Origin of the sequence: Klebsiella spallanzanii (assembly GCF_902158555.1) — a bacterium.
GTDB classification, from domain to species: Bacteria; Pseudomonadota; Gammaproteobacteria; order Enterobacterales; family Enterobacteriaceae; genus Klebsiella; species Klebsiella spallanzanii.
Map to the genome: position 1 here is coordinate 38,236 of NZ_CABGGS010000034.1, position 20,909 is coordinate 59,144.

Annotated in this window: 22 protein-coding genes; 9 read left to right on the plus strand and 13 right to left on the minus strand. The window is 53.8% G+C overall.

Annotated elements, in window-relative coordinates:
• Window positions 1-9 precede the first annotated feature (9 nt).
• The 3 genes from FN082_RS18030 to FN082_RS18040 form a co-directional block, all read right to left on the minus strand.
• Entirely contained in the window at window positions 10-1,662 is a 1,653-nt protein-coding gene (locus FN082_RS18030; protein WP_142465877.1) for an MFS transporter, read from the minus strand.
• Window positions 1,662-2,093, minus strand: a complete 432-nt coding sequence (locus FN082_RS18035) for a MarR family winged helix-turn-helix transcriptional regulator (RefSeq protein WP_142982059.1) — start codon at window positions 2,091-2,093, stop codon at window positions 1,662-1,664. Before FN082_RS18035 ends, FN082_RS18030 begins: the two co-directional genes overlap by 1 nt.
• Before the next feature lie 303 nt (window positions 2,094-2,396).
• On the minus strand, window positions 2,397-3,671 hold the full coding sequence (locus FN082_RS18040) for a Glu/Leu/Phe/Val family dehydrogenase (protein ID WP_112215748.1): 1,275 nt from the start codon (window positions 3,669-3,671) through the stop codon (window positions 2,397-2,399).
• Between the two features lie 410 nt (window positions 3,672-4,081).
• Between FN082_RS18040 and FN082_RS18050 the strand changes: the two genes are divergently transcribed.
• Both FN082_RS18050 and aldA read left to right on the plus strand, forming a co-directional pair.
• Entirely contained in the window at window positions 4,082-4,876 is a 795-nt protein-coding gene (locus tag FN082_RS18050; RefSeq protein WP_142982060.1) for a YdcF family protein, read from the plus strand.
• Between the two features lie 203 nt (window positions 4,877-5,079).
• Window positions 5,080-6,519, plus strand: a complete 1,440-nt coding sequence (gene aldA, locus FN082_RS18055; RefSeq protein WP_142461672.1) for an aldehyde dehydrogenase — start codon at window positions 5,080-5,082, stop codon at window positions 6,517-6,519.
• A gap of 223 nt (window positions 6,520-6,742) precedes the next feature.
• Here the strand turns inward: aldA and FN082_RS18060 are convergent, their stop codons facing one another.
• Window positions 6,743-7,237 (minus strand): GNAT family N-acetyltransferase, encoded by a 495-nt coding sequence (locus FN082_RS18060; RefSeq protein WP_139538113.1) that lies wholly within the window; start codon window positions 7,235-7,237, stop codon window positions 6,743-6,745.
• Window positions 7,238-7,325: 88 nt separating this feature from the next.
• On the opposite strand from FN082_RS18060, the gene FN082_RS18065 reads away from it, so the two are divergent.
• Both FN082_RS18065 and FN082_RS18070 read left to right on the plus strand, forming a co-directional pair.
• The gene (locus tag FN082_RS18065) at window positions 7,326-8,243 is read left to right on the plus strand and encodes a LysR family transcriptional regulator (protein WP_185931834.1); all 918 of its coding nucleotides are present in this window, start codon (window positions 7,326-7,328) and stop codon (window positions 8,241-8,243) included.
• A 141-nt stretch (window positions 8,244-8,384) separates the two neighbouring features.
• The gene (locus FN082_RS18070) at window positions 8,385-9,356 is read left to right on the plus strand and encodes a sensor domain-containing diguanylate cyclase (RefSeq protein WP_142982061.1); all 972 of its coding nucleotides are present in this window, start codon (window positions 8,385-8,387) and stop codon (window positions 9,354-9,356) included.
• Between the two features lie 2 nt (window positions 9,357-9,358).
• Here the strand turns inward: FN082_RS18070 and FN082_RS18075 are convergent, their stop codons facing one another.
• Both FN082_RS18075 and ydfZ read right to left on the minus strand, forming a co-directional pair.
• Window positions 9,359-9,829 (minus strand): GNAT family N-acetyltransferase, encoded by a 471-nt coding sequence (locus FN082_RS18075; RefSeq protein WP_208436571.1) that lies wholly within the window; start codon window positions 9,827-9,829, stop codon window positions 9,359-9,361.
• Between the two features lie 221 nt (window positions 9,830-10,050).
• Window positions 10,051-10,254, minus strand: coding sequence for a putative selenium delivery protein YdfZ (ydfZ, locus tag FN082_RS18080; protein WP_139538116.1), 204 nt, complete (start codon window positions 10,252-10,254; stop codon window positions 10,051-10,053).
• 230 nt (window positions 10,255-10,484) lie between these two features.
• Between ydfZ and FN082_RS18085 the strand changes: the two genes are divergently transcribed.
• Window positions 10,485-10,682: a hypothetical protein gene (locus tag FN082_RS18085; RefSeq protein WP_139538117.1), complete on the plus strand. Its 198-nt coding sequence runs from the start codon at window positions 10,485-10,487 to the stop codon at window positions 10,680-10,682.
• A gap of 142 nt (window positions 10,683-10,824) precedes the next feature.
• On the opposite strand, the gene FN082_RS30000 is transcribed toward FN082_RS18085, so the two are convergent.
• Together FN082_RS30000 and FN082_RS18090 are read right to left on the minus strand one after the other, a co-directional pair.
• A complete protein-coding gene (locus FN082_RS30000) occupies window positions 10,825-10,980 on the minus strand; it encodes a hypothetical protein (protein WP_180349540.1) in 156 nt (51 codons plus the stop codon).
• Window positions 10,981-11,051: 71 nt separating this feature from the next.
• Entirely contained in the window at window positions 11,052-11,294 is a 243-nt protein-coding gene (locus FN082_RS18090; protein WP_139538118.1) for a DinI-like family protein, read from the minus strand.
• A gap of 226 nt (window positions 11,295-11,520) precedes the next feature.
• On the opposite strand from FN082_RS18090, the gene cybB reads away from it, so the two are divergent.
• From cybB to FN082_RS18105, 3 genes are all read left to right on the plus strand, one after another.
• Window positions 11,521-12,048, plus strand: a complete 528-nt coding sequence (gene cybB, locus FN082_RS18095; protein ID WP_139538119.1) for a cytochrome b561 — start codon at window positions 11,521-11,523, stop codon at window positions 12,046-12,048.
• Window positions 12,049-12,210: 162 nt separating this feature from the next.
• Window positions 12,211-12,486, plus strand: coding sequence for a metal/formaldehyde-sensitive transcriptional repressor (locus FN082_RS18100; protein ID WP_004101746.1), 276 nt, complete (start codon window positions 12,211-12,213; stop codon window positions 12,484-12,486).
• Window positions 12,487-12,508: 22 nt separating this feature from the next.
• Complete coding sequence (locus FN082_RS18105) at window positions 12,509-13,627, plus strand: S-(hydroxymethyl)glutathione dehydrogenase/class III alcohol dehydrogenase (RefSeq protein ID WP_139538120.1); 1,119 nt, start codon at window positions 12,509-12,511, stop codon at window positions 13,625-13,627.
• Between the two features lie 51 nt (window positions 13,628-13,678).
• Here FN082_RS18105 and FN082_RS18110 read toward each other — a convergent pair whose 3' ends face one another.
• The 5 genes from FN082_RS18110 to pcaH form a co-directional block, all read right to left on the minus strand.
• Complete coding sequence (locus FN082_RS18110) at window positions 13,679-13,960, minus strand: hypothetical protein (protein WP_142461676.1); 282 nt, start codon at window positions 13,958-13,960, stop codon at window positions 13,679-13,681.
• Between the two features lie 91 nt (window positions 13,961-14,051).
• The gene (locus FN082_RS18115; RefSeq protein WP_142982062.1) at window positions 14,052-16,424 is read right to left on the minus strand and encodes a membrane-bound PQQ-dependent dehydrogenase, glucose/quinate/shikimate family; all 2,373 of its coding nucleotides are present in this window, start codon (window positions 16,422-16,424) and stop codon (window positions 14,052-14,054) included.
• 298 nt (window positions 16,425-16,722) lie between these two features.
• Window positions 16,723-17,646 (minus strand): LysR substrate-binding domain-containing protein, encoded by a 924-nt coding sequence (locus tag FN082_RS18120; protein ID WP_142461678.1) that lies wholly within the window; start codon window positions 17,644-17,646, stop codon window positions 16,723-16,725.
• A 172-nt stretch (window positions 17,647-17,818) separates the two neighbouring features.
• Window positions 17,819-18,439 (minus strand): protocatechuate 3,4-dioxygenase subunit alpha, encoded by a 621-nt coding sequence (gene pcaG, locus FN082_RS18125; RefSeq protein ID WP_139538124.1) that lies wholly within the window; start codon window positions 18,437-18,439, stop codon window positions 17,819-17,821.
• Complete coding sequence (gene pcaH / locus FN082_RS18130; protein ID WP_004120877.1) at window positions 18,436-19,176, minus strand: protocatechuate 3,4-dioxygenase subunit beta; 741 nt, start codon at window positions 19,174-19,176, stop codon at window positions 18,436-18,438. The genes pcaG and pcaH overlap by 4 nt, the downstream gene beginning before the upstream one ends.
• Window positions 19,177-19,539: 363 nt before the next feature.
• Here pcaH and hglS point away from each other — a divergent pair, with 363 nt between their 5' ends.
• Window positions 19,540-20,883, plus strand: a complete 1,344-nt coding sequence (gene hglS / locus FN082_RS18135) for a 2-oxoadipate dioxygenase/decarboxylase HglS (RefSeq protein ID WP_142982063.1) — start codon at window positions 19,540-19,542, stop codon at window positions 20,881-20,883.
• Window positions 20,884-20,909 lie beyond the last annotated feature (26 nt).

Sequence of the window (20,909 nt, forward strand, 5' to 3'; positions counted from 1 at the left end):
GTGAAAATTTTATTTGCTGCCCGTGGCGCGTTTCAGCGCGATACGGGCGGTAATACGCAATCTTATTAAGCGCCAGAAAACCCAGACCAGCGTGGCGGCAGAAATCGCCGCCGTCAGCAGATACGTGTCATTGTAGGCGAGAATATTGGCTTGTAGCGTGGCGGCGTTTTGCAGCAGCGTGGTGGCCTGAACGTTCAGCAGCGTGCTGTCGCCAATCTGGCTTTGGTACATCTGGCTGTATTGCTGTAAGCGTTCGGTGATCAGCGGATTAAGCGTGGTGAGCTGGTCGGCAAGCTGGCTGGAGTGAAACTTCTCCCGCCAGGTCTGGAAGGTGCCGAGAATGGCGGAACCCAGCAGGCCGCCAATATTCTGGCTCATGCCGAACAGCACCGAAAAACTGACCAGGTTGCGCTGATCGGCAATCACGCCACCGATCCCCGCCAGCATCGCCGGGGCGAGGAAGAAGGCGCTGCCGAAACCGAGCAGGAACTGGCTGAACATCAGCTGTTCCGGGCGCGTGAGGATCGTTGACTGACTGTCGAGCAGCGAGGCAACCATAATTAACGCCAGCGCCGTGGCGGTGGGCCAGTAGAGGCGCTGCGGATTGAGCGTCAGGCAGCTGGCGACAATCCCGCAGACGATCCCGGCAAAAATAGACCACGCCAGATTGGTCATCTGCTCATTTTGCAGCCCGACGTACTGCAACCAGCCGATCACCCCCGTGTTCTGTTCCGCCAGTACAATACGGATCAGCAGCATGATTAATCCGAGGCGTAAAATACTGCCGCTGGAGAGCCATTTGGTGTTGAGCAGCGGGTTGCTGCGGTTGTGCTCAAAAGCGATAGCGGAAACAATCAATACCACCGCACCCGCCAGCGCCCAGCCAATCCACGGCGCTTCAAACCACCAGTCCAGACGCCCCAGCGACAGCACCGCACAGACCAGCGCCATCCCCGGCGCCAGCAAGCAGAAGGTGAGGAAATCTTTCTTCTCAAACACTTTTTTACGATCGCTTGGCGGCAGCTTCAGCGCCATTACGCAGGCCAGCGACACCAGCGCCAGCCCTAGCTCAAAAAAGTATAGCCCGCGCCACTCATCAATTTGCAGCAATTCGGTAGAGAAAAGGCGGGCAAGCGGGATCGCCAGCGAGGAGCCGGTGATGCCGATAGTTAACGCCTTTAGCCGATGGCGGGCAGGCCAGGCCTGCACCTGGTAATAAATCCCTAATGAGCTGAGTGCTGCCGCCACCATGCCGTGGGCCGCGCGCACCATCAGGGCTGAGCTGAGGTCGTTAACAAACAGGTGGAAAAAAGTCACCAGCACGTAGAGCACCAGAAAACCTTCGGTAAAGGCGCGCAGGCCAAACTGCTGGCGGAATTTTACCAGCAGCAGGTTGATGGAGACGTTGGTCATCACGTAGACCGCCGGTAGCCAGGCGATCTCTGTCGACCAGGCGGCAAAGGTCCCCTGCAACAGTTGCAGATTGGCGGTCACTACCGCATTGCCTAGCGCCCCGGTCAGGCACACCAGCAGCCCGACGATTCCGTAGGCAATACGTTTTGGCGTGCTGTGAATAGGCGTTGAAGGTGAGCCGAGAATGGCCGGTTTTTCGTGCGGAGCCCAGTCATGGGGAACGTAGGGGTTACTTTTACGGCGAGGCATTATTTTTTCTCCACCTCGCGCAGCAGTTTTTCCAGCACCCGCTGGGTCTGCCGTTGTTCCTCAGGCGTGATGACGGTGAGGATTTCTTCACGCAAATCATCGGCTACCGTTTTGACTTGCTCATAAACCTCAAGACCTTTAGCGGTGGCGATGAGCAGCCGTTTACGCTTATCGTGCTCGGTTTTTACCCGTTCAACCAGGCCGAGATCGACCAGCCGATTGAGCAGCGGCACGAGGGTGGCGCTTTCGACGCCCAGCTCCTGGGCCAGTTCGCTTTGCGACAGCGGCTGTTCATTGCGCGCAATGGCGGCAACGGCGACCCAACTGGCCTGGCTCATGCCAAGGTTTTTGAGGCGACGGTTGACCGCCAGCCGCCAGTGGTGGGCGGTCAGATATAAAAGATGGGAGAAGTTAAGCTGTCGGTTATCCATAGGCCAGTCTGCAATATCGTTAGAGCTCTAACGATTTTATGCCTGACAAAAACGACAATTCAAGCCTGATTGATAAAAACAGGTTAACAGTATGTGCGTTTATTGTAGGGGGATAAAAACAGAACCGGTTAGGCTAAGAAGGTGTTGCATTGCCCGGCGCCGCTGCGCTTGCACGGGCCTACGGGAGGATGCATAACATGTTGATACCGTGGGTTTGTAGGCCGGGTAAGGCTTTAGCCGCTACCCGGCGGAAATACCACCAGCAGATTCAAGCCCGGCATAAACCGGGCTGAGAAGGTCAGGTTATCCGGGATAGATACCGCGATCTTTACGCGCCATCAGGATTCGCTCACAGGCCACGATATAGGCGGCGGTACGTAAAGAGCACTCTTTCTCGACCGCTTTTTCGTACACGTGAACGATAGCATCGGTCATGATGCGGTCCATTTTGGCGTTGATCTCCTCTTCGCTCCAGAAGAAGCTGGCCATATCCTGTACCCATTCGAAGTAGCTCACGGTGACGCCGCCGGCGTTACAAATTACGTCCGGCACCACCACGATGCCGCGCTCGGCCAGCACATCATCTGCTTCCGGATAGGTCGGGCCGTTCGCGCCTTCTAGCACCAGTTTGCAGCTGATGGTTTCGGCGCGTTCACGGGTGATCTGACCTTCCAGCGCCGCCGGGATCAGAATATCCATCTGCGTGGTCCAGAACTCCTCTTTGGCAATTTCGCGCGCGCCAGGGAAACCGGCAATCTGTTTATTTTCTGCCTGCCAGGCGGTCAGCGCGGCCATATCAATACCGCCTTCGTTAAACAGCGTTGCGGTATGATCCTGAATCACCACGATACGCGCGCCGACGCCCGCGAACAGGCGGGCCGCTTCGCTACCGACGTTACCAAAACCCTGCAGCGCGACTTTCGCGCCTTCAATTTCGATCCCGCTGCGGCGAGCCACTTCGCGCCCGGTAACGAATACGCCGCGACCGGTGGCTTTTTCACGGCCCAGGGAGCCGCCGAGATGGATCGGCTTGCCGGTCACCACCCCGGTAATGGTGGTGCCGTGGTTCATGGAGTAGGTATCCATCATCCAGGCCATCACTTTACCGTTGGTGCCGACGTCCGGTGCCGGAATATCTTTTTGCGGCCCGATAATAATGCCGATTTCGCTGGTGTAGCGACGGGTCAGACGCTCCAGTTCACCTTCAGATAATGAGAACGGGTCGACGCGGATCCCACCTTTCGCGCCGCCGTAGGGAATATTGACTGCGGCGCACTTAATGGTCATCCAGGCGGAGAGCGCCATGACTTCATTCAGGTCGACATCCGGATGGTAGCGCACGCCGCCTTTACCCGGCCCGCGCGAAAGGTTGTGCTGAACGCGATAACCTTCGAAATGACGGATAGTGCCGTCATCCATTTGTACCGGAATATCAACAATCAGCGCGCGTTTCGGGTGGCGCAGGGTTTCAATCCAGTAGGCGAGATCGCCGAGGTAGGGCGCGACGCGGTCGATTTGGCGCAGGTAGGTGGTCCATGGAGATGTACTACTTTCAGAAGCGTAAGATAACTTTTCCATAAGAGTCCTGTTTTGCAGTGATAATTATTTTGTTAACCGTGGAAAGAGATAGCGATAAACTCTGTAACGAGAATGTTATCACCAATTTAATGGGCCGGTATTTGGCAAAAATGCAGAATATGCTGTCGTTACCGTTGGGTTTGAGTTTTTTATGAATAAAAAAACGAAAAATAACGCTGACTGTGGATGAATATGCACCTTTGCGCATTAAAGCCGTAGTTGCGACTATTTCCTCCTATTTATTAGAATCTTGAACCTCTTCAAAAAGTGAATAAAACGCTGCGTTTGTGTGTTGACTTTGTTGCTTAAAAAGCATCGATAATCCGGTCGCACTTTATTACCCAAAATAAGATGCACAGTCTAAGATAGGCACCGGTAACTTAAGGCTGAGAATGCCAACAGGAGAGAGCATGTCAGAACATTTTCCATCGCTGCCGGAGGCGACATTAGACGCGGCAAATCGGCTGGGGGCCTGGCTGGCACAGGATGATTTGCCGCAGGATCCGCAACCAGATGTGGTGGTGCTGGCGGGCAATGCGGTGATCCCGACCATTGATTTTGCCTGCCAGTTGGCGGCGCGTCAGGCTGTTCCGCTGCTGATCAGCGGCGGTATCGGCCACTCCACCTCATTTTTATACGACGCAGTGTTGAGCGACTCTCGCTATCGCACGCTGACGGTATCGGGGCGCGCCGAGGCGCATATCCTCGCCGATATCGCCCAGCAATTCTGGCATATCCCGCGTGAACGTATTGTGGTGGAAGACCGTTCCACCAACTGTGGCGAGAACGCGCGCTTTACCCGACAAATGCTGGAGGAGAGGGGCATTGCACACCGTACGGGCGTGGTGATTCAAGACCCGACGATGCAGCGCAGAACGATGGCGACGTTTGCCCGCGTCTGGCAAGGGGAGGAGACCGCTGCGCCGCAATGGTACAGCACGCCGGGCTGCTCGCCTGTGCTGTGCAATAGTGATAACGGTTTAACCTTCAGTGGTGAGCAAGAGGGTCTGTGGCCGGTTGGGCGCTATCTGGCGCTGATCCTCGGCGAGCTGCCGCGGCTGGCGGATAATCCGCAGGGATACGGTCCGCTGGGTAAAGGGTTTATCGCTCATGTGGATATTCCGCCGAAGATTGTGCAGGCGTGGGAGACGCTGCGCGATGACCGACTGCTGTCCGACGCGCTGAACGCGCGAACGCTGTCCTGAATCAGCAAAATTGCCCGTTTGAGTCAGAGTTATCGCAAACGGGCATGTTTTGTTATCGGATTGTGATTTTTATGCGTAAAAACCATCTATTTTTATGAAATATCTCACAAAAACAAGCACCCGGACTGTCACTTTGCCTTGCAGAAGATAGTTTTTAACATCTAGTTCACTTGCTAAAAACAATAATCCTACAGGAGCAAACCATGACGGCACCCGTTCAACACCCTATGTATATTGATGGCCAGTTTGAATCAGGCCGCGGTGATGCATGGATTGACGTAATCAATCCCGCGACAGAAGCGCTACTTTCGCGCATTCCCGATGGCAGTGCAGAAGACGCGCAGCGGGCGATTCAGGCCGCTGAACGCGCACAGCCAGGTTGGGAAGCGCTACCGGCGATTGAGCGTGCGGGATGGCTACGCAAAATTGCCGCCGGTATTCGCGAGCGGGCTGATGAGATTGCCGCGCTGATTGTCGCTGAAGGCGGGAAAATCCAGCAACTGGCGGCGGTGGAAGTCTCATTTACCGCTGATTACCTCGACTATATGGCCGAATGGGCACGCCGTTATGAAGGTGAAATCGTACAGAGCGACCGCCCGGGTGAAAATATACTGGTATTTAAGCGTGCTCTTGGCGTAACGACCGGTATTTTGCCGTGGAACTTCCCGTTCTTCCTGATTGCCCGCAAACTGGCTCCGGCGCTGATTACCGGCAATACCATTGTGATTAAACCGAGCGAGTTTACGCCGAATAACGCTATCGCCTTTGCACAAATCGTCCATGATATCGGCCTGCCGAAAGGGGTCTTTAATCTGGTGCTGGGCCGCGGCGAAACCGTAGGCCAGGAGCTGGCAGGTAATCCGAAAGTGGCGATGGTCAGCATGACCGGCAGCGTGGTGGCCGGTGAGAAAATCATGGCGGCGGCGGCGAAAAACATCACCAAAGTGTGTCTGGAACTGGGCGGAAAAGCGCCAGCCATCGTGATGGATGATGCGGATCTTGAGCTGGCGGTAAAAGCGGTCGTCGATTCACGGGTGATCAATAGCGGGCAGGTGTGCAACTGCGTTGAGCGCGTCTATGTACAAAAAGGGATTTATGACCGTTTCGTTAACCGACTGGGCGAAGCGATGAAAGCAGTACAGTTTGGCGACCCGGTGTCACGTGACGATATCGCCATGGGGCCGTTGATTAACGCTGCCGCGCTGGCGCGCGTCGAGGAGAAAGTCGCTAAAGCGGTTGCTCAGGGCGCACGCGTTGTCCTTGGTGGTAAGGCGGTATCGGGCAAAGGCTATTTTTATCCACCGACGCTGCTGCTGGACGTGCGCCAGGAGATGGATATCGTTCATGAAGAGACCTTTGGCCCGGTACTGCCGGTGGTGGCGTTTGATACGCTTGAAGAGGCGCTGGCAATGGCCAACGACAGCGATTACGGGCTGACTTCATCAATCTATACCCGCGATCTGAACGTCGCCATGAAGGCGATTAAAGGGCTGAAGTTCGGCGAAACCTACATCAACCGCGAGAACTTCGAAGCGATGCAGGGCTTTCACGCCGGATGGCGTAAATCGGGTATCGGCGGTGCTGATGGACGTCATGGTCTGAATGAATACCTGCAAACCCAGGTGGTCTATTTGCAGGCTTGAGTTAGCAGAGGATGAACGCGTTTCCCGGAGGCGATGCTGCGCATCTGTCCGGGCTACCCAACCTTCCGACCGCACGAATTTGTAGCCCGGGCAAGGCGCTTTGCGCCGCCCCCGGGGAACGTTCAATGCTATGGGATACCCCGTGAGGCTGATCCCTGCCTGGTGGGCACAATAGAAGGCGGGAAACGAAGTGGGCCGCTATTTTGGCCCACATTATCAACGGTCAGGCACCCGCTGTTCCAGACTCAGCAAACGCGGCTAAGGCCTCGCCATCCATGCGATAGCGTACCCATTCGCTCTGGGGAAGCGCGCCAATGCTCAGATAAAAATCGATGGCTGGCTGGTTCCAGTCGAGAACGCTCCATTCCAGACGACCGCATCCTCTTTTCACCGCTAGCTGGGCGATGGTTCTCAGCAGCGCTTTTCCAGCGCCATTGCCGCGAAAATCGGGGGAGATATACAGGTCTTCCATATAGATACCATTGCGGCCAAGCCACGTTGAGTAGCTGGTAAAGAACACCGCGTAACCTGCAACCTGGTTATCAATTTCACATATCAATGCTTCCGTTTTGCTGTCGTTGGCGAAAAGCGATGATTTGATTTCATCTACCGTAGTGACGACCTGTTCCGGCGCTTTTTCATAGACTGCAAGCTCGTAAATCATGTCGTAAATTGCTTTTGCGTCTGCCGGAGTGGCCTGACGAATGGTCATACTCATTTGATTACCTGTTGTGCCATCGTGAATTGATACCGCCAAGCATAAACGTTAAGGTTAGAAGAATTAAGTGCAATGAACTCACTAAATGATGAATATTATGCATCCGGTGCTTCGCCGTCTTGATTTGAACCTCCTGCCGGTGTTTGACGCTATCTATCGATATCGCTCGGTTCGCCTGGCGGCGGAAGAGCTGGCGATGAGCACGTCGGCGTTAAGCCATGCGTTATCGAGATTGCGCACGGCGCTCAATGATCCGCTGTTCTATCGGGAAGGGCATCGTATGTGTCCCAGCGTGTACGCCACCCAGCTCGCCCCTTCGATTGCTTCGGCATTAAAGTTTTTAAACCAGGAACTCGCCCCGCAGCCGAGGTTTGTAGCCTCTGCCAGTACCGACTGCTTACAAATAGCCATTACGGATTTCACCGCCCTGTGCGTATTCCCGACGCTCATGCAAAATCTGCAGCATCAGGCGCCCGGTCTTCGTTTCGAGCTGCGTTACCTGGCGCATAGTCCGGCGCTGACGGAATTACTGGCCGGGGAGGTGGATCTTGCTTTGGGCTTTAGCGCCATGGATGAAGCAGAGCACCCTGAACTGGATGAGATTAGCTGGCTGAAGGATGATTATGTCGTTATCAGCAATATCAACCGGACCCGGCTCACGTTGGCTGACTATCTTGCAGCCCGACATCTGGTGGTGACACCGTGGAATGAAAGGCAGGGTGTTCTCGACGTTCAGCTTGAGAAAATGGGCTTTTCTCGGCATATCACCATCAAAACCCCATCGATGCTGAGTGCGCCGTTTATCATTGCAGAGAGTGAGCTGCTGATGGCAATACCGCGCTCTGCTGCTGCAAAAATGGCCGGGTCGGTGAAGCTAAAGGTATTTGAATTACCGTTTGCGGTTCCGCCTTTTGAGGTGAAAATCTATTCGCACAAGAGAAGCGGCCAGCGCGGGGCGAGCCAGTGGTTGAAAGAGACGTTGCGGGAATGGGCTGCGTCAGAATAAATCGTCAATAGCCCAGTTTGACGAGCCAGTGATATCTGCTTAACTCATGAGATAACGCACGGAAATCGTCTGCCAGCAGAATAAAACGTGCATTCATCGTATGTGCTCTCCGATTCATCCATGCAAGGTAAGAGAGGAAAATTGAAATTAGCCGGGCTTCATCCAGACGAGCAGCGTCGCCTGCAATCGCTGCGGGCATCCGGGTTGTTGAATAGTGGGAAAGAGGAGCGTTTCGATCGTCTCACCAGGCTTGCGCGTTCTCTCTATAATCTGCCCGTGGCGTCCATTAGTCTCGTGGGCGAGAATACCCTGCATGTAAAATCCTGTGCTGGACTTGAAGTGGATACGCTGCCTAGGGACATCACTTTTTGCGCGCACACTATCCTGCAGACCGACCCTTTAGTGGTGAATGATATGCAGCGGGACGTGCGTTTTCATGATAATCCCTTGGTTACACAAGCACCTTTTATCCGCTTTTATGCCGGTTATCCGGTTCAACTGCCGGATGGGGCTACGGTCGGCGCGTTTTGCCTGATGGATCATAAACCGCGCGCCTTTACCGTTCATGAGATGCAAATATTAAGCGATCTGGCTGCCATCGTTGAGGATGAATTCAAAGTGCTGGACGCCGCGACCGCTGATGAACTGACGGGGCTGTTTAACCGTCGGGGCTTTATCGCGTTAGCTGACTATGCGCTGCTGACGGCCCGGCGGCGAAGTGAACCGGTGAGTCTGGTGTTTATCGATCTTGATCGCTTTAAGCTTATTAACGATAACTGGGGCCACGAACAAGGTGATAAAGCCTTGAGGGCAATTGCCGATTTAATGAAAGCGGTGTTCAGGGAGTCGGATTTGATAGCCAGGCAGGGGGGCGATGAATTTATTGCCCTGTTGACGAATACCTCTCAGCAGGCCGCAGGCAGGACGATGGAGCAGCTCAGTAAGAATGTTGCCGATTATAATCAGCAGGCGGGCAACCCCTGGCAACTGGCATTCTCATGGGGCTGCGTTGAATATGATCCCCATACGCACCACAACCTCAACGAGGTCATCGCCGTGGCGGATCAGCGTATGTATCAGGTGAAGACGAGTCATCACGAAGCTCGGCGTTAATATTAAGGACAGTTATTAAGCACAAATATCTGCTCACCGTCCTCCAGGCCTGCATAAGAGAACCCAAGCTTGTTAAGTAAGTTTTTGGAGGGGATATTGTTTACTTCAACACCGGCTTTAATCGCTGAGCATCCTTGCGTTTTTATCCAGCAAATCATGGCAGCGGCGGCCTCGAAGGCATAACCCTGTCCAGCGTGCTGCGGACTAACGGTGTAACCGAGCCAAAATATCTCGTTTTCCTGTTTTAAATAAATGTCGCCGATTAAGGTATTAGTGGCTTTGCTGACCACGGCAAGCTGAATACCCTCGGAAAGGGAAGACGTTCCCAATAGCGCTTTTTCATAGACTTCTTTGGTTAGCCCCTTAAATCCCTGATACTTCATCCACTCAGCATCGTTGCGATAAGCCATAAAAGGTTGAACTTCATCTGCACGAAAAGGGCGTATAACACAGCGGGACGAATAAATTTCCAAAATAAATCCTGTCAATAATAGGCCATCGGGTGTCCCCTTTATAAGCAAGCCATAGCGTTATATCCAGAGAAAAATCCATAATTGGCGAGACAGTGGAGGGCGGTGTTTACTATTTGATTATGGAGTCTCCTGTTGAGAGAGTGCCGTCCCGGCGCCGTTTACCGGGCTGCTGGAACCTGTCCGGATTTATGTCAGCCGACGCCGCAGCGGCATTCACATCCTTAGTGGAAACCAAGCCGGATCAGTTCAACCGGTTCGAACTTACCCTCATTACCTTCAACTTCAACCGTCTTGTTACGACGCAATTGCGCCGGAGTTAACCCATTGGAATGAATGGCAATAATCTTACCCGTTCTCCCCGTCCCATTAATCATCACCTGGCTACCATTAGTAATAGGGTTGCGGTTACGATCGTAAGTGACCATGGTTTTGTCCTCTTAAAATTTTGGTATCAAATAATCCGCTTAACAATCCGGGCTACAAGCCGGTAACGGACGTACTACAAATACGCCTCTGTGCTCGTCTTTTTTTTGTTTTTGATCAACATCACACTTTTTAACTGCCTGGAAAGGGAAATTTTCCACAGATAAAGTGGTCAGGATGCGCAGATTGCCGTTGCTGCTAAACTTTTTTGCGGACACAACGGAGCGGAACGATGAAGAATAAAGATGAGCAAACTGGACTGGTTGGTCTTGCTATCGGCGCTGCGGTTATTGGCCTGGTCTCAGCGCAGAAACCCATTAACCGGGACAGTATTGTCGAAGAGCTGGTGAGGCTGGGTAGACAGAAGGGCGATGGCGTCGAGGACGAGATTTTCAAACAGGCGGCAATACTGGTGCGTAAGGGGATGTAATTCCACTGCGCTGATGAACACTCAATAAAACCCTGGCATCTAAAAAACCAGGGTTAAACAGGGAGAATACTCATCATCAGATACGCTATTACGATGCATATCAGCGTCATATACCAAACAAAACTCATTACTTTACCGGGCCTTATAGCGACAAGCCAATCACCGCGTTCACCACCGTCGAGGCCATAAAAACGCCGCCAACGATAAAACAGGTGCGGTTTTTTCGGGTGGCTCCCAGCGTCAACAGAACGACAGAAACGGCAAAAAAGGGGATAGCGATAATGCTGAATGTATTCATTTTTCCCTCTGTAATCACGCGTGATTTGCGTCAAGGCGACTTAATGACTGCACTGTGATTTGACGTAATTATTACTCTTCCACTAGCCACATATCGGCTTCTTCAAACATCTCCTGTACGGCACGGCTGATCTGCTCCTTTTCGTGCTTGCTGGCATCAGTGTTGATTGACGCTAAAGTCATCATCGGCTTAACGCGAACATCGGCATCAGGAAAAATTCGCTGAACTCGCTTCGTCAGCTCGGCATGAATGATCTCTTTTGCGCCAGCCAGTCCTTCAAAATTTCTCTTGTCATAAATCAGTTCTACGAACATGTCTAATCTCTTTTGGGGTAATGATATGTCGCATCTTACTGGTGTTATATACAGTGTCAACGCTAAGGTTAGAAGTGTATGACTTAAAACCAACCATTGATACCCCTTACATTTGGCTGAAATATATAATTAACAGCAAATGTTTTTTATAAGTACGTAAAAGTTAATGAATTTTTAATAAAAGGTAGTTATGTTGACGTCATTACAGTTTTCTTAAGGGTTTTCCATGCGTGATAAATACTCCGGCCTACAGATAGGCATCCACTGGCTGGTTTTCCTGCTGGTAATCTGCGCTTACGCGGCGATGGAGCTGCGGGGATTTTTCCCGCGCAGCGCCCGGCCAGTGATTAATATGATTCACGTCTCCTGCGGTATTTCTATCTTTGTCCTGATGGTGGCGCGTCTGTTAGTGCGCCTGAAATCTCCGGCACCGCCGATTGTACCTAAGCCGTCGCCGATGATGACCGGCTTCGCGCACCTTGGGCACCTGGTTATCTACCTGCTGTTTATCGCGCTGCCGGTGATTGGCATGGTGATGATGTACTACCGCGGCAATCCTTGGTTTGCTTTTGGTCTGACCATGCCCCATGCGGCGGAAAGCAATTTTGAGCTGGTGGACACGCTGAAAGGTTGGCATGAGCTGCTGGCCAATACCGGTTACTTTATTATTGGCCTGCATGCGCTGGCGGCACTGATGCACCATTATTTCTGGAAGGACAACACGCTGCTGCGGATGATGCCGCGCAAACGCTAAAAAATCCTCACACCCGCTTCGGCGGGTTTTATTTCTCACGGTCCTCAAGCTCGATTAAGCGCAAATTTTCGCCGCTATGCTACGGTTAAAACAGCGAGTTGATTTGCCTCTTTGAACGAATAAATATAGTATACCCCCCTATATAATATTGAGGGCGGAATCATGCCACATTCACCTGAAGATAAAAAACGCGCGCTCAGCCGGGTACGGCGCATCCGCGGCCAGGTTGAAGCGCTCGAACGGGCGCTGGAATCTGGCGAACCCTGCATGACCATTCTGCAACAGATTGCCTCTATTCGCGGCGCCGCAAACGGCCTGATGGGGGAGATGGTTGAGATTCACCTGCAAGATGAACTGGTTAGCGGCGAAACGACGCCGGACCAGCGCGCCGCCAGAATGGCGGAAGTCGGCCATCTGCTACGATCCTATTTAAAATAAAATCACCACGAGGAAGAGAGATATGAAATCACGTGCAGCCGTCGCGTTTGGTCCAGGCCAGCCGCTGAAGATCGTTGAAATTGACGTCGCGCCGCCGAAAAAAGGCGAAGTGCTGGTCAAAATCACCCATACCGGCGTATGCCATACTGATGCCTTCACCCTCTCTGGTGACGACCCGGAAGGCGTTTTCCCGGCGGTGCTGGGCCACGAAGGCGGCGGTATTGTGGTCGAAGTGGGGGAAGGCGTGACCAGCCTGCAACCGGGCGACCACGTTATTCCTTTGTATACCGCCGAATGTCGCGAGTGTAAGTTCTGTAAATCAGGTAAAACGAATCTTTGTCAGGCGGTTCGCGCCACCCAGGGTAAAGGCCTGATGCCAGACGGCACCACCCGTTTCTCTTACAACGGCGAGCCGATTTATCACTATATGGGCACCAGCACCTTCAGCGAATACACCGTGGTCGCCGAAATTTCTCTGGCGAAAGTTAACCCACAGGCGCCGCTGGACAAAGTGTGTTTGCTGGGCTGCGGCGTGACGACCGGCATTGGCGCGGTTCACAATACGGCGAAAGTGAAAGAGGGCGATACCGTGGCGGTCTTCGGTCTAGGCGGGATTGGCCTGGCGGTTATTCAGGGCGCGGTGCAGGCGAAAGCCGGGCGCATTCTGGCGGTTGATACCAACCCGGAAAAATTCAAACTGGCCGGTGAGATGGGCGCGACCGATTTCATCAACCCGAACGACTACGACAAGCCGGTGCAGGATGTGATTGTTGAACTGACCGACGGCGGCGTGGACTTCAGCTTTGAGTGTATCGGTAACGTGAACGTGATGCGCGCGGCGCTGGAGTGTTGCCATAAAGGCTGGGGCGAAAGCGTGATTATCGGCGTTGCTGGCGCAGGCCAGGAGATCAAAACCCGTCCGTTCCAGCTGGTCACCGGACGCGTCTGGCGCGGCTCGGCGTTCGGCGGCGTGAAAGGGCGCACCCAACTGCCGGGAATGGTTGAAGAAGCAATGGCGGGCAAAATCCGCCTCGACCCGTTTATTACCCACCGTATGCCGCTGGATCAGATCAACGAAGCTTTTGACCTGATGCATGAAGGTAAATCCATTCGTACCGTTATTCACTTCGGCGAAAATTGATTTTTTAGTAAATAATAACCCGGGCATGCCCGGGTTATCGCTAAAGCAGAGTTATTCCCGCCACATTTTGTCATAACCGTTTTGCCACCGTCGCTGCTCCCTACGCTCCCGCTCGCGCTGAATATCCGATTTCTGATCTTCCCAAAGCGTCACGCAGTCCGGGCTGCTGAAAACTTCGCAGGGCTGCTGGTTTTCGCTGAGCGGATTTACCGTTTTCTCTTCCCATACCTTCGGATCGCGCAGGTCCACTTCCGGGGCTTTTAGCGCTTGAGCCGATGTGGCTGCTATCGACATGATGGTGCCCGCAAGCAGGCGGCAGGTTGAACTTTTCATCCATTATCCTTGTTCAGTTGTTATTATTGATAACCATTCGCAATAATAACATAGCTGAATAAAGAAAGGGCCCCGTTCGGGGCCCTGATGGTTACTTCTGCTCCGGGAGAGCGTAGGCGATAATGTAATCGCCACGGTCCGGTGACTGGCGAGCGCCGCCTGCGTTAATGATGATGTACTGTTTGCCTGTTTTCGGCGATACGTAGGTCATCGGGCCGGACTGGCTACCAACCGGCAGACGGGACTTCCAGATCTCTTTACCGTTGGCGGTATCAAACGCGCGCAGGTAGAAATCCTGGGTGCCCGCGAAGAACAACAGACCGGATTGGGTGGACAGCGAAGCGCCCAGCGTTGGCATACCGATAGGGATGGGCATATGCATGCGGATCCCCAGCGGACCGGTGTCTTCAACGGTGCCGACCGGAACCTGCCACACCAGCTTGCCGCTCTTCAGATCCACCGCTGACATGGTGCCAAACGGCGGTTTCTGACACGGAATACCCAGCGGTGACAGGAAGCGTTCGCGCATTGCCCCAAACGGTGTGCCTTCCATCGGCACAATACCCATCTCGATACCGCTGGCGTCCTTCGCCACTTTGGCACGCGGTACCATATAGTTGGCGAGGCCAAGGCGCATGTCGTTGACGAACATCAGACCGTTATTCGGATCAACCGATACGCTGCCCCAGTTCATTCCGCCCAGCGAACCCGGATATTGCAGCGAACGGTCTTCGCCCGGCGGTGTGAAGACGCCCTGATGGCGCATCTCTTTAAACTGGATACGACACAGCAGCAGGTCGACAGGGGTTGCGCCCCACATATCGGACTCTTTCAGCGTCTCGTTGCCGATCATTGGCATGCCAACGGAGTAAGGCTGGGTCGGGGAGTAACGTTCACCTTTAATATCACCAGCGGGTACCGGGCGCTCTTCAACTTTTGCTACCGGTTCACCGGTGGCGCGGTTGAGCATAAAAATCATGCCCTGTTTACTGGTTTGCACCAGCACCGGAGTTGTGCCGCCTTTACCGTCAGGCAGATCGTACAGCAGCGGCTGAGAAGGCAGGTCGAAGTCCCACAGATCGTGGTGGGTCGTCTGATAATGCCAACGCATCTGGCCGGTAGTCGCATCAACGGCCACGATAGAAGAGCTGTATTTATCGTCCAGCGCGGTACGTTCGCCGCCAAAGAAGTCAGGGGTGGCATTACCGGTAGGCAGATAAATCAGATTCAGCTTTGCGTCATAGGACATGGCTGACCAGACGTTCGGCGTGCCGCGAGTGTAGGTTTGGCCTGCCGGTGGTTCACCGGTCAGATTCGGGTTACCGGGATCCCATGCCCACGCCAGTTTACCGGTGTGAACATCATAAGCGCGGACCACTCCCGGAGGCTCGCCGGTGGAGAAGTTATCCGCCACGCGACCGCCAACCACGACCACATTACCCGCAACCAGCGGTGTGGAGGTTTGTTGATAGTAACCCGGTTTGATTTCGCCCATGCCAACGCTGAGATCAACGATACCGTGGTCGCCGAAGGCGTCACACAGTTTGCCGTTATCGGCATCAATGGCGATCAGGCGAGCATCGGTGGTTGGCAGGAACAGGCGGCGGGAGCAGGCCGCAGGCTGTACATCAGCGGTTGGTGTGGCCTGAACCAGGCTGTCCTCGTAATAGCCTAAACCGCGGCAGCGCTGCCAGTTCGGGGCGGTGGCTTTGGAATCATAGCGCCATTTCTCTTTGCCGCTATCGACATCCAGTGCCAGTACTTTGCTGTAGGGCGTACAAACATAAAGGGTATCGCCAATCTGCAGCGGGGTGTTCTGGTCTTCTGCACCGGAGCCGTTACTCTGCGGAATATCACCGGTATGGGCGACCCATGCGATCTGCAGCTGGTCAACGTTCTGTTTGTTAATCTGGTCGAGGGCGGCGAAACGATCGCCGTGGGTGGTATTACCCCAGTGCTCCCAGTTTTTTTGCTCTTCGCCGGCAGCGACCGGTTTAACCGGTACTTCTTCGCTGGCGCTGACCAACGGCTGGGATTTGAACATCCAGCCGAAACTGACCAGCAGCACGACAGCAAGCACGGCAGCCAGGCCAAACGCTGTTCCTTTTTTCGCTGACGAACCGGAAAGGTACGGCCAGACAAGCGCCGAAAGGAAGGCCAGCACGCCGAGGGCAAACAGGCGCGAGAACAGCGGCCAGTAGGTCCAGCCCGCGTCGCTAATCGCCCAGACGATTGATGCAATAAACGCAATCGCGTACAGCACGATGCCGCCGCGACGGCTGCGGAAAATGAGCACCGAGGCGATGATCATCACCAGACCCATAATCGCAAAATAGTAGGTGCCGCCGACGGAAGCGAGCTTTGCACCAAGAATACCGATAGCCAGGCCAATGATAAGCATCAGCCCGGCGAGAAGCCACTGCAGGATTCTGGGGAACCCTCGCGGCGCGTTGTCAGTTGCCATTTTTTCTCCTTAACCACCCCTGTGCAGGTGTGAACCAGATGAATCAAGTTTTCAAGTGAACTCTTTTGAATGAAGTGATAGTGGCCTTCATAAAAGCGGTTTTTTTTCTGTTATTGATTTCAAGTGAACCATTTGGTGAAATCCTGGATATGATAGATCTGTTAAAGAAATTAACGCAATTGTTAATGAATGATTTCGCACTAATTGATTATTGTGGCGAATAAGACAAGTAACCTGAAGGAAGAACAGGCGAGAAATATCTCCCCAGCACAAGACAAAACTGCCGGGGAAATCATCATCAGACGGGCATGGATTTACGAATGGCGCTGAGCAAGGTTTGCGTGCCTGCGGTGAGGGTCGCATCAACGCGGGTCAGAATACCGATGGGTTCGCCCGCGCCCTGAGTAGGTACCGGCAGCGCGGCCAGCAGTCCGCGACGAAGATCGTCTTTAACCGCACCGGATGGTACAAACCACACATAGTCATAATCAACGGTTAACTGACGCGACAGCGATGCCGAGAGCGTTTCGATACAGCCCGGCGGGATTTTGCACCCCTGACTTTGGAGTAAGGTTTCGGCGTTCTGCCGCGGCAGCGTGCCTTTCGGCGAGACCACGACCGGCCACTCCATGACCCGGCTAAGCGTGACGGTTTCCTGCAGCAGCGGATGCCCCGGACGAACTACCAGCTTCAGGGATTCGAGGAACAACAGCTCATAGTTTAAACCGCTCATCAGCTCCGGGTCGGACATTCGTCCGATACCAATATCGATTTCTCCTGATTTCAGTCCCGCCAGCAGCATGGTGTTATTCATGGTAGCGACCTGTAGGGTGATGTCCTTCTGCTGCTGATGAAACTGGCCAATCACCGAAGGCAGGATCCCCAGCGCGGCGGTAGGGAGTGCCCCGATGCGCACAATGTCGTTGCTGAGGCCTTCTTTACGGTTTAGCGCCTGGCCGGCGGTATTCAGCGCGTCGAGCACTTTAACCGCATGGGTGAGAAATTGTTCGCCGACCAGCGTGAGCTGTGCGCCCAGACGCCCGCGTTCAAACAGCCGCGTGCCGGTGAGCTGCTCAAGCTCGTTGAGGGTTTTGGATAACGCAGGTTGGCTAAGGTTTAAGGTTTCAGCCGCACGCCCAAGGGTTCCTTGTTGAGCGACGGCCACGAAGGTATGTAGATGGCGCAAGCGAATGCGCTGACTGAAAAGACCATTTTTTTGCATAATCAATGTTAAAAACAGAGGTGCGCCGGTGACAAGTTAGGTTGATTAAATTTGTTAACCTCATAGCAAAATATTATTAACATTTTATATTATTATTTTACAAGTTGATTTTCTTGAGATTGTCAAAATGAGACGCCCCCGGCAAACAGGGGCGGAAAAGAGAAGAGAAAACTCAGATATCGAAGAAGACGGTTTCGTTCTCGCCCTGCAAATGAATATCGAAGCGATATACGATTTCAGTGCCGCGGACTTCACGTTGAGCGATCAGGGTTTGTCGGCGCACTTCCCATTCAATCAGATTGAGAACCGGGTCAGCCTGGTTGGCATCCTGTTCATCAGAGAAGTACATCCGCGTGTTAAGGCCAATATTAATCCCGCGCGCCACCACCCATAAGTTGACGTGCGGTGCCATTACGCGACCATCGCGACCCACGACGGCGCCGGGTTTAATCGTTTCAAAGCGCCAGATACCGCTAGTGAAGTCCGAGCAGGTTCGCCCCCAGCCGCGAAACTCCGCATCCAGTTTCTTGCTCTGCTGTCGGTCGTCAGGATGGTTGTAGCGCCCGGCAGCGTTGGCCTGCCAGATTTCCAGCAGTACGTCGCGCACGGGGGTTCCTGAGCCGTCAATGACTCGACCCTCGATAGTAATACGTTCGCCCTCGGTGGCTGGCGTTGTCAGCGTGGGGCCAAAGTTCTTCTCAAAGATATGAAAACCGGCGGCCTCCGGCGCCAGCCCAATATGCACATAAGGGCCTGCGGTTTGTGATGCGGTTTCAGGTAAGAAATCTTTCATCGGGCGGCTCCCTGAGTACGGTTTTCAAATAGCGTTGCGCGATGGCCCCGCAGCACAAGGTCAAAACGGTAGGCCAGAGAGTCCAGCGGCACGGCGGCGTGGGTATCCAGCTCGGCGATTAACGTCCGAATAGCGTCGTCATTATTGATAGTTTTGACGATAGGGCACTGTTTAATCAGCGGGTCGCCTTCAAAATACATTTGAGTGATTAAGCGCTGCGCCCAGGCTTCGCCGGAAAGAGAAAAGTGAATATGCGCCGGACGCCAGTCGCTTACCTGGTTACGCCACGGATAGGGGCCGGGCTTAATGGTGCGGAAGCAGTAATAGCCGTTTTCGTCGGTCAATACCCGGCCACAGCCGCCAAAATTAGGGTCGATGGGGGCCAGATATTGATCTTTCTTATGACGATAGCGACCGCCCGCGTTAGCCTGCCACACTTCGACCAGCGTGTTTTTCATTGGACGACCAAACCCATCGCGGACATAACCATGCACGATAATACGCTCGCCAATGGGCAGGCCGTCTTTGGCATAATTCAGGATCAGGTCGTTATCCAGCGCGCCCAGATCATCGCTGCTGAAGACCGGTCCGGTGATTTCTGAAAGAGAATTTTGCAATGAGATGAGCGCATTGCGCGGCGAGCGCAGAACGCTGGTTTTGTAGCCCGGCGCGTAAGCGGGAGGGTGGCTACTGTAGTCGCGATGCAGGACTTCGCGCGGTGACCATTTATCGTTCATCGGGTACTCCGTTTTATCGGTAGAGGGGCATATATACACCTCATCCTTCACGCTGCCTCTTTGTTGGCTGCTCTCATTCACCCCAGTCACGTACTACTTGTACGTGACTGGGGCTTCATTCACTTGCCGCCTCGATGCATCTTGAATGATTGTGTGTATGGTTGTAATGTTGCCACAAACACTGTGTGTAAATATTTTGTTAATTTAAAGTGAAATTAAAAGGTGTTTAACATAACCATTGGTTATGAAGCGTTCAGGAGGGAGAGGGCGCTCAGCTATCGGCATCACAGTTTGTAAATTCTTCCCGCCGCCTTCAGGCAGCTTTCCTACACTCCAGGGAGTATTCACTGGAGGTAAGACATCATGGCGAACACCATCACGGCTGATGAGATTCGGGAGCGCTTTTCGCAGGCGATGTCGGCGATGTACCAGCAGGAAGTTCCGCAGTACGGAACGTTACTGGAACTGGTGGCCGACGTTAATCTGGCAGTACTGGAAAATAACCCGAAGCTGCATGAACAACTGGCCAATGCTGATGAACTGGCGCGGCTTAACGTTGAACGCCACGGCGCGATCCGCGTCGGAACGGCGGAAGAACTGGCGACTTTACGCCGCATGTTTGCCATTATGGGAATGTATCCCGTTAGCTATTACGATCTGTCGCAGGCCGGGGTCCCGGTTCACTCGACCGCGTTTCGGCCCATTGACGACGCGGCGCTGGCGCGCAATCCGTTTCGGGTTTTTACTTCGCTGCTGCGCCTGGAGCTTATTGCTAACGTTGAGCTGCGCAATCGGGCGGCGAAAATTCTCGCCCGCCGCGATATTTTCACTCCTCGCTGTCGTGAACTGATTGCGCTTCATGAACAGAAGGGGGAGTTCACCTCCGCTGAAGCGCGTGAGTTTGTGGAGCAGGCGCTGGAAACCTTTCGCTGGCATCGCCATGCCACTGTCGATGAAGAAACCTATCATGCGCTGCACGAAGAGCATCGGCTGATTGCCGATGTGGTCTGTTTTCCCGGCTGCCACATTAATCACCTGACTCCGCGTACGCTGGATATCGATCGGGTGCAGGCGCTGATGCCGGAGTGCGGTATCGCTCCCAAAGCGTTGATTGAAGGGCCGCCGCGTCGCGATGTGCCGATTTTACTGCGCCAGACCAGTTTTAAAGCGCTTGAAGAGCCGGTGATGTTTGCCGGAGAACATAAAGGTACGCACACCGCTCGCTTTGGCGAAATTGAGCAGCGCGGTATGGCGCTGACGCCAAAAGGGCGCGCCCTTTACGATCGATTACTTAGCGAGGCCGGGGTAGGCAAAGATAACCTTAATCACCAGCGCCATCTGCAGGAGGTCTTTAGTCAATTCCCCGACAGCGAATTCTTGCTGCGCCAGCAGGGTCTGGCGTACTTTCGCTTCCGCCTGACTCCCGCGGGAGAAGCGCACCGCCAGGCGTTTCGTCCGGGCGATGACCCGCAGCCGCTAATTGAACGCGGCTGGGTTATTGCGCAACCCATTATTTATGAAGACTTTTTGCCGGTCAGCGCCGCCGGGATTTTTCAGTCGAATCTGGGCAATGAGATTCAGTCACGCAGCCATGGTAATGCTAGCCGTGAAGCCTTTGAAGAAGCGCTGGGGTGCCAGGTTTACGATGAGTTTATCCTCTATCAACAGGCGGAAGAGCGCAGTAAACGACGTTGCGGTCTGCTGTAAAATCAGTACTCTGCTGGCATAAGTTG

Excerpts from the sequence above, each read along its gene's own strand:
- FN082_RS18035 (WP_142982059.1), bottom strand. The coding sequence starts at position 2,093 with ATGGATAACCGACAGCTTAACTTCTCCCATCTTTTATATCTGACCGCC.
- pcaG (WP_139538124.1), bottom strand. The coding sequence starts at position 18,439 with ATGAAAGATTTCTTACCTGAAACCGCATCACAAACCGCAGGCCCTTAT.
- ydfZ (WP_139538116.1), bottom strand. The coding sequence starts at position 10,254 with ATGGTCACTTACGATCGTAACCGCAACCCTATTACTAATGGTAGCCAG.
- aldA (WP_142461672.1), top strand. The coding sequence starts at position 5,080 with ATGACGGCACCCGTTCAACACCCTATGTATATTGATGGCCAGTTTGAA.
- FN082_RS18090 (WP_139538118.1), bottom strand. The coding sequence starts at position 11,294 with ATGTTCGTAGAACTGATTTATGACAAGAGAAATTTTGAAGGACTGGCT.
- FN082_RS18100 (WP_004101746.1), top strand. The coding sequence starts at position 12,211 with ATGCCACATTCACCTGAAGATAAAAAACGCGCGCTCAGCCGGGTACGG.
- FN082_RS18110 (WP_142461676.1), bottom strand. The coding sequence starts at position 13,960 with ATGAAAAGTTCAACCTGCCGCCTGCTTGCGGGCACCATCATGTCGATA.
- FN082_RS18085 (WP_139538117.1), top strand. The coding sequence starts at position 10,485 with ATGAAGAATAAAGATGAGCAAACTGGACTGGTTGGTCTTGCTATCGGC.
- FN082_RS18030 (WP_142465877.1), bottom strand. The coding sequence starts at position 1,662 with ATGCCTCGCCGTAAAAGTAACCCCTACGTTCCCCATGACTGGGCTCCG.
- cybB (WP_139538119.1), top strand. The coding sequence starts at position 11,521 with ATGCGTGATAAATACTCCGGCCTACAGATAGGCATCCACTGGCTGGTT.
- FN082_RS18065 (WP_185931834.1), top strand. The coding sequence starts at position 7,326 with ATGAATATTATGCATCCGGTGCTTCGCCGTCTTGATTTGAACCTCCTG.
- FN082_RS18050 (WP_142982060.1), top strand. The coding sequence starts at position 4,082 with ATGTCAGAACATTTTCCATCGCTGCCGGAGGCGACATTAGACGCGGCA.
- pcaH (WP_004120877.1), bottom strand. The coding sequence starts at position 19,176 with ATGAACGATAAATGGTCACCGCGCGAAGTCCTGCATCGCGACTACAGT.
- FN082_RS18040 (WP_112215748.1), bottom strand. The coding sequence starts at position 3,671 with ATGGAAAAGTTATCTTACGCTTCTGAAAGTAGTACATCTCCATGGACC.
- FN082_RS18115 (WP_142982062.1), bottom strand. The coding sequence starts at position 16,424 with ATGGCAACTGACAACGCGCCGCGAGGGTTCCCCAGAATCCTGCAGTGG.
- hglS (WP_142982063.1), top strand. The coding sequence starts at position 19,540 with ATGGCGAACACCATCACGGCTGATGAGATTCGGGAGCGCTTTTCGCAG.
- FN082_RS18120 (WP_142461678.1), bottom strand. The coding sequence starts at position 17,646 with ATGCAAAAAAATGGTCTTTTCAGTCAGCGCATTCGCTTGCGCCATCTA.
- FN082_RS18060 (WP_139538113.1), bottom strand. The coding sequence starts at position 7,237 with ATGAGTATGACCATTCGTCAGGCCACTCCGGCAGACGCAAAAGCAATT.
- FN082_RS30000 (WP_180349540.1), bottom strand. The coding sequence starts at position 10,980 with ATGAATACATTCAGCATTATCGCTATCCCCTTTTTTGCCGTTTCTGTC.
- FN082_RS18105 (WP_139538120.1), top strand. The coding sequence starts at position 12,509 with ATGAAATCACGTGCAGCCGTCGCGTTTGGTCCAGGCCAGCCGCTGAAG.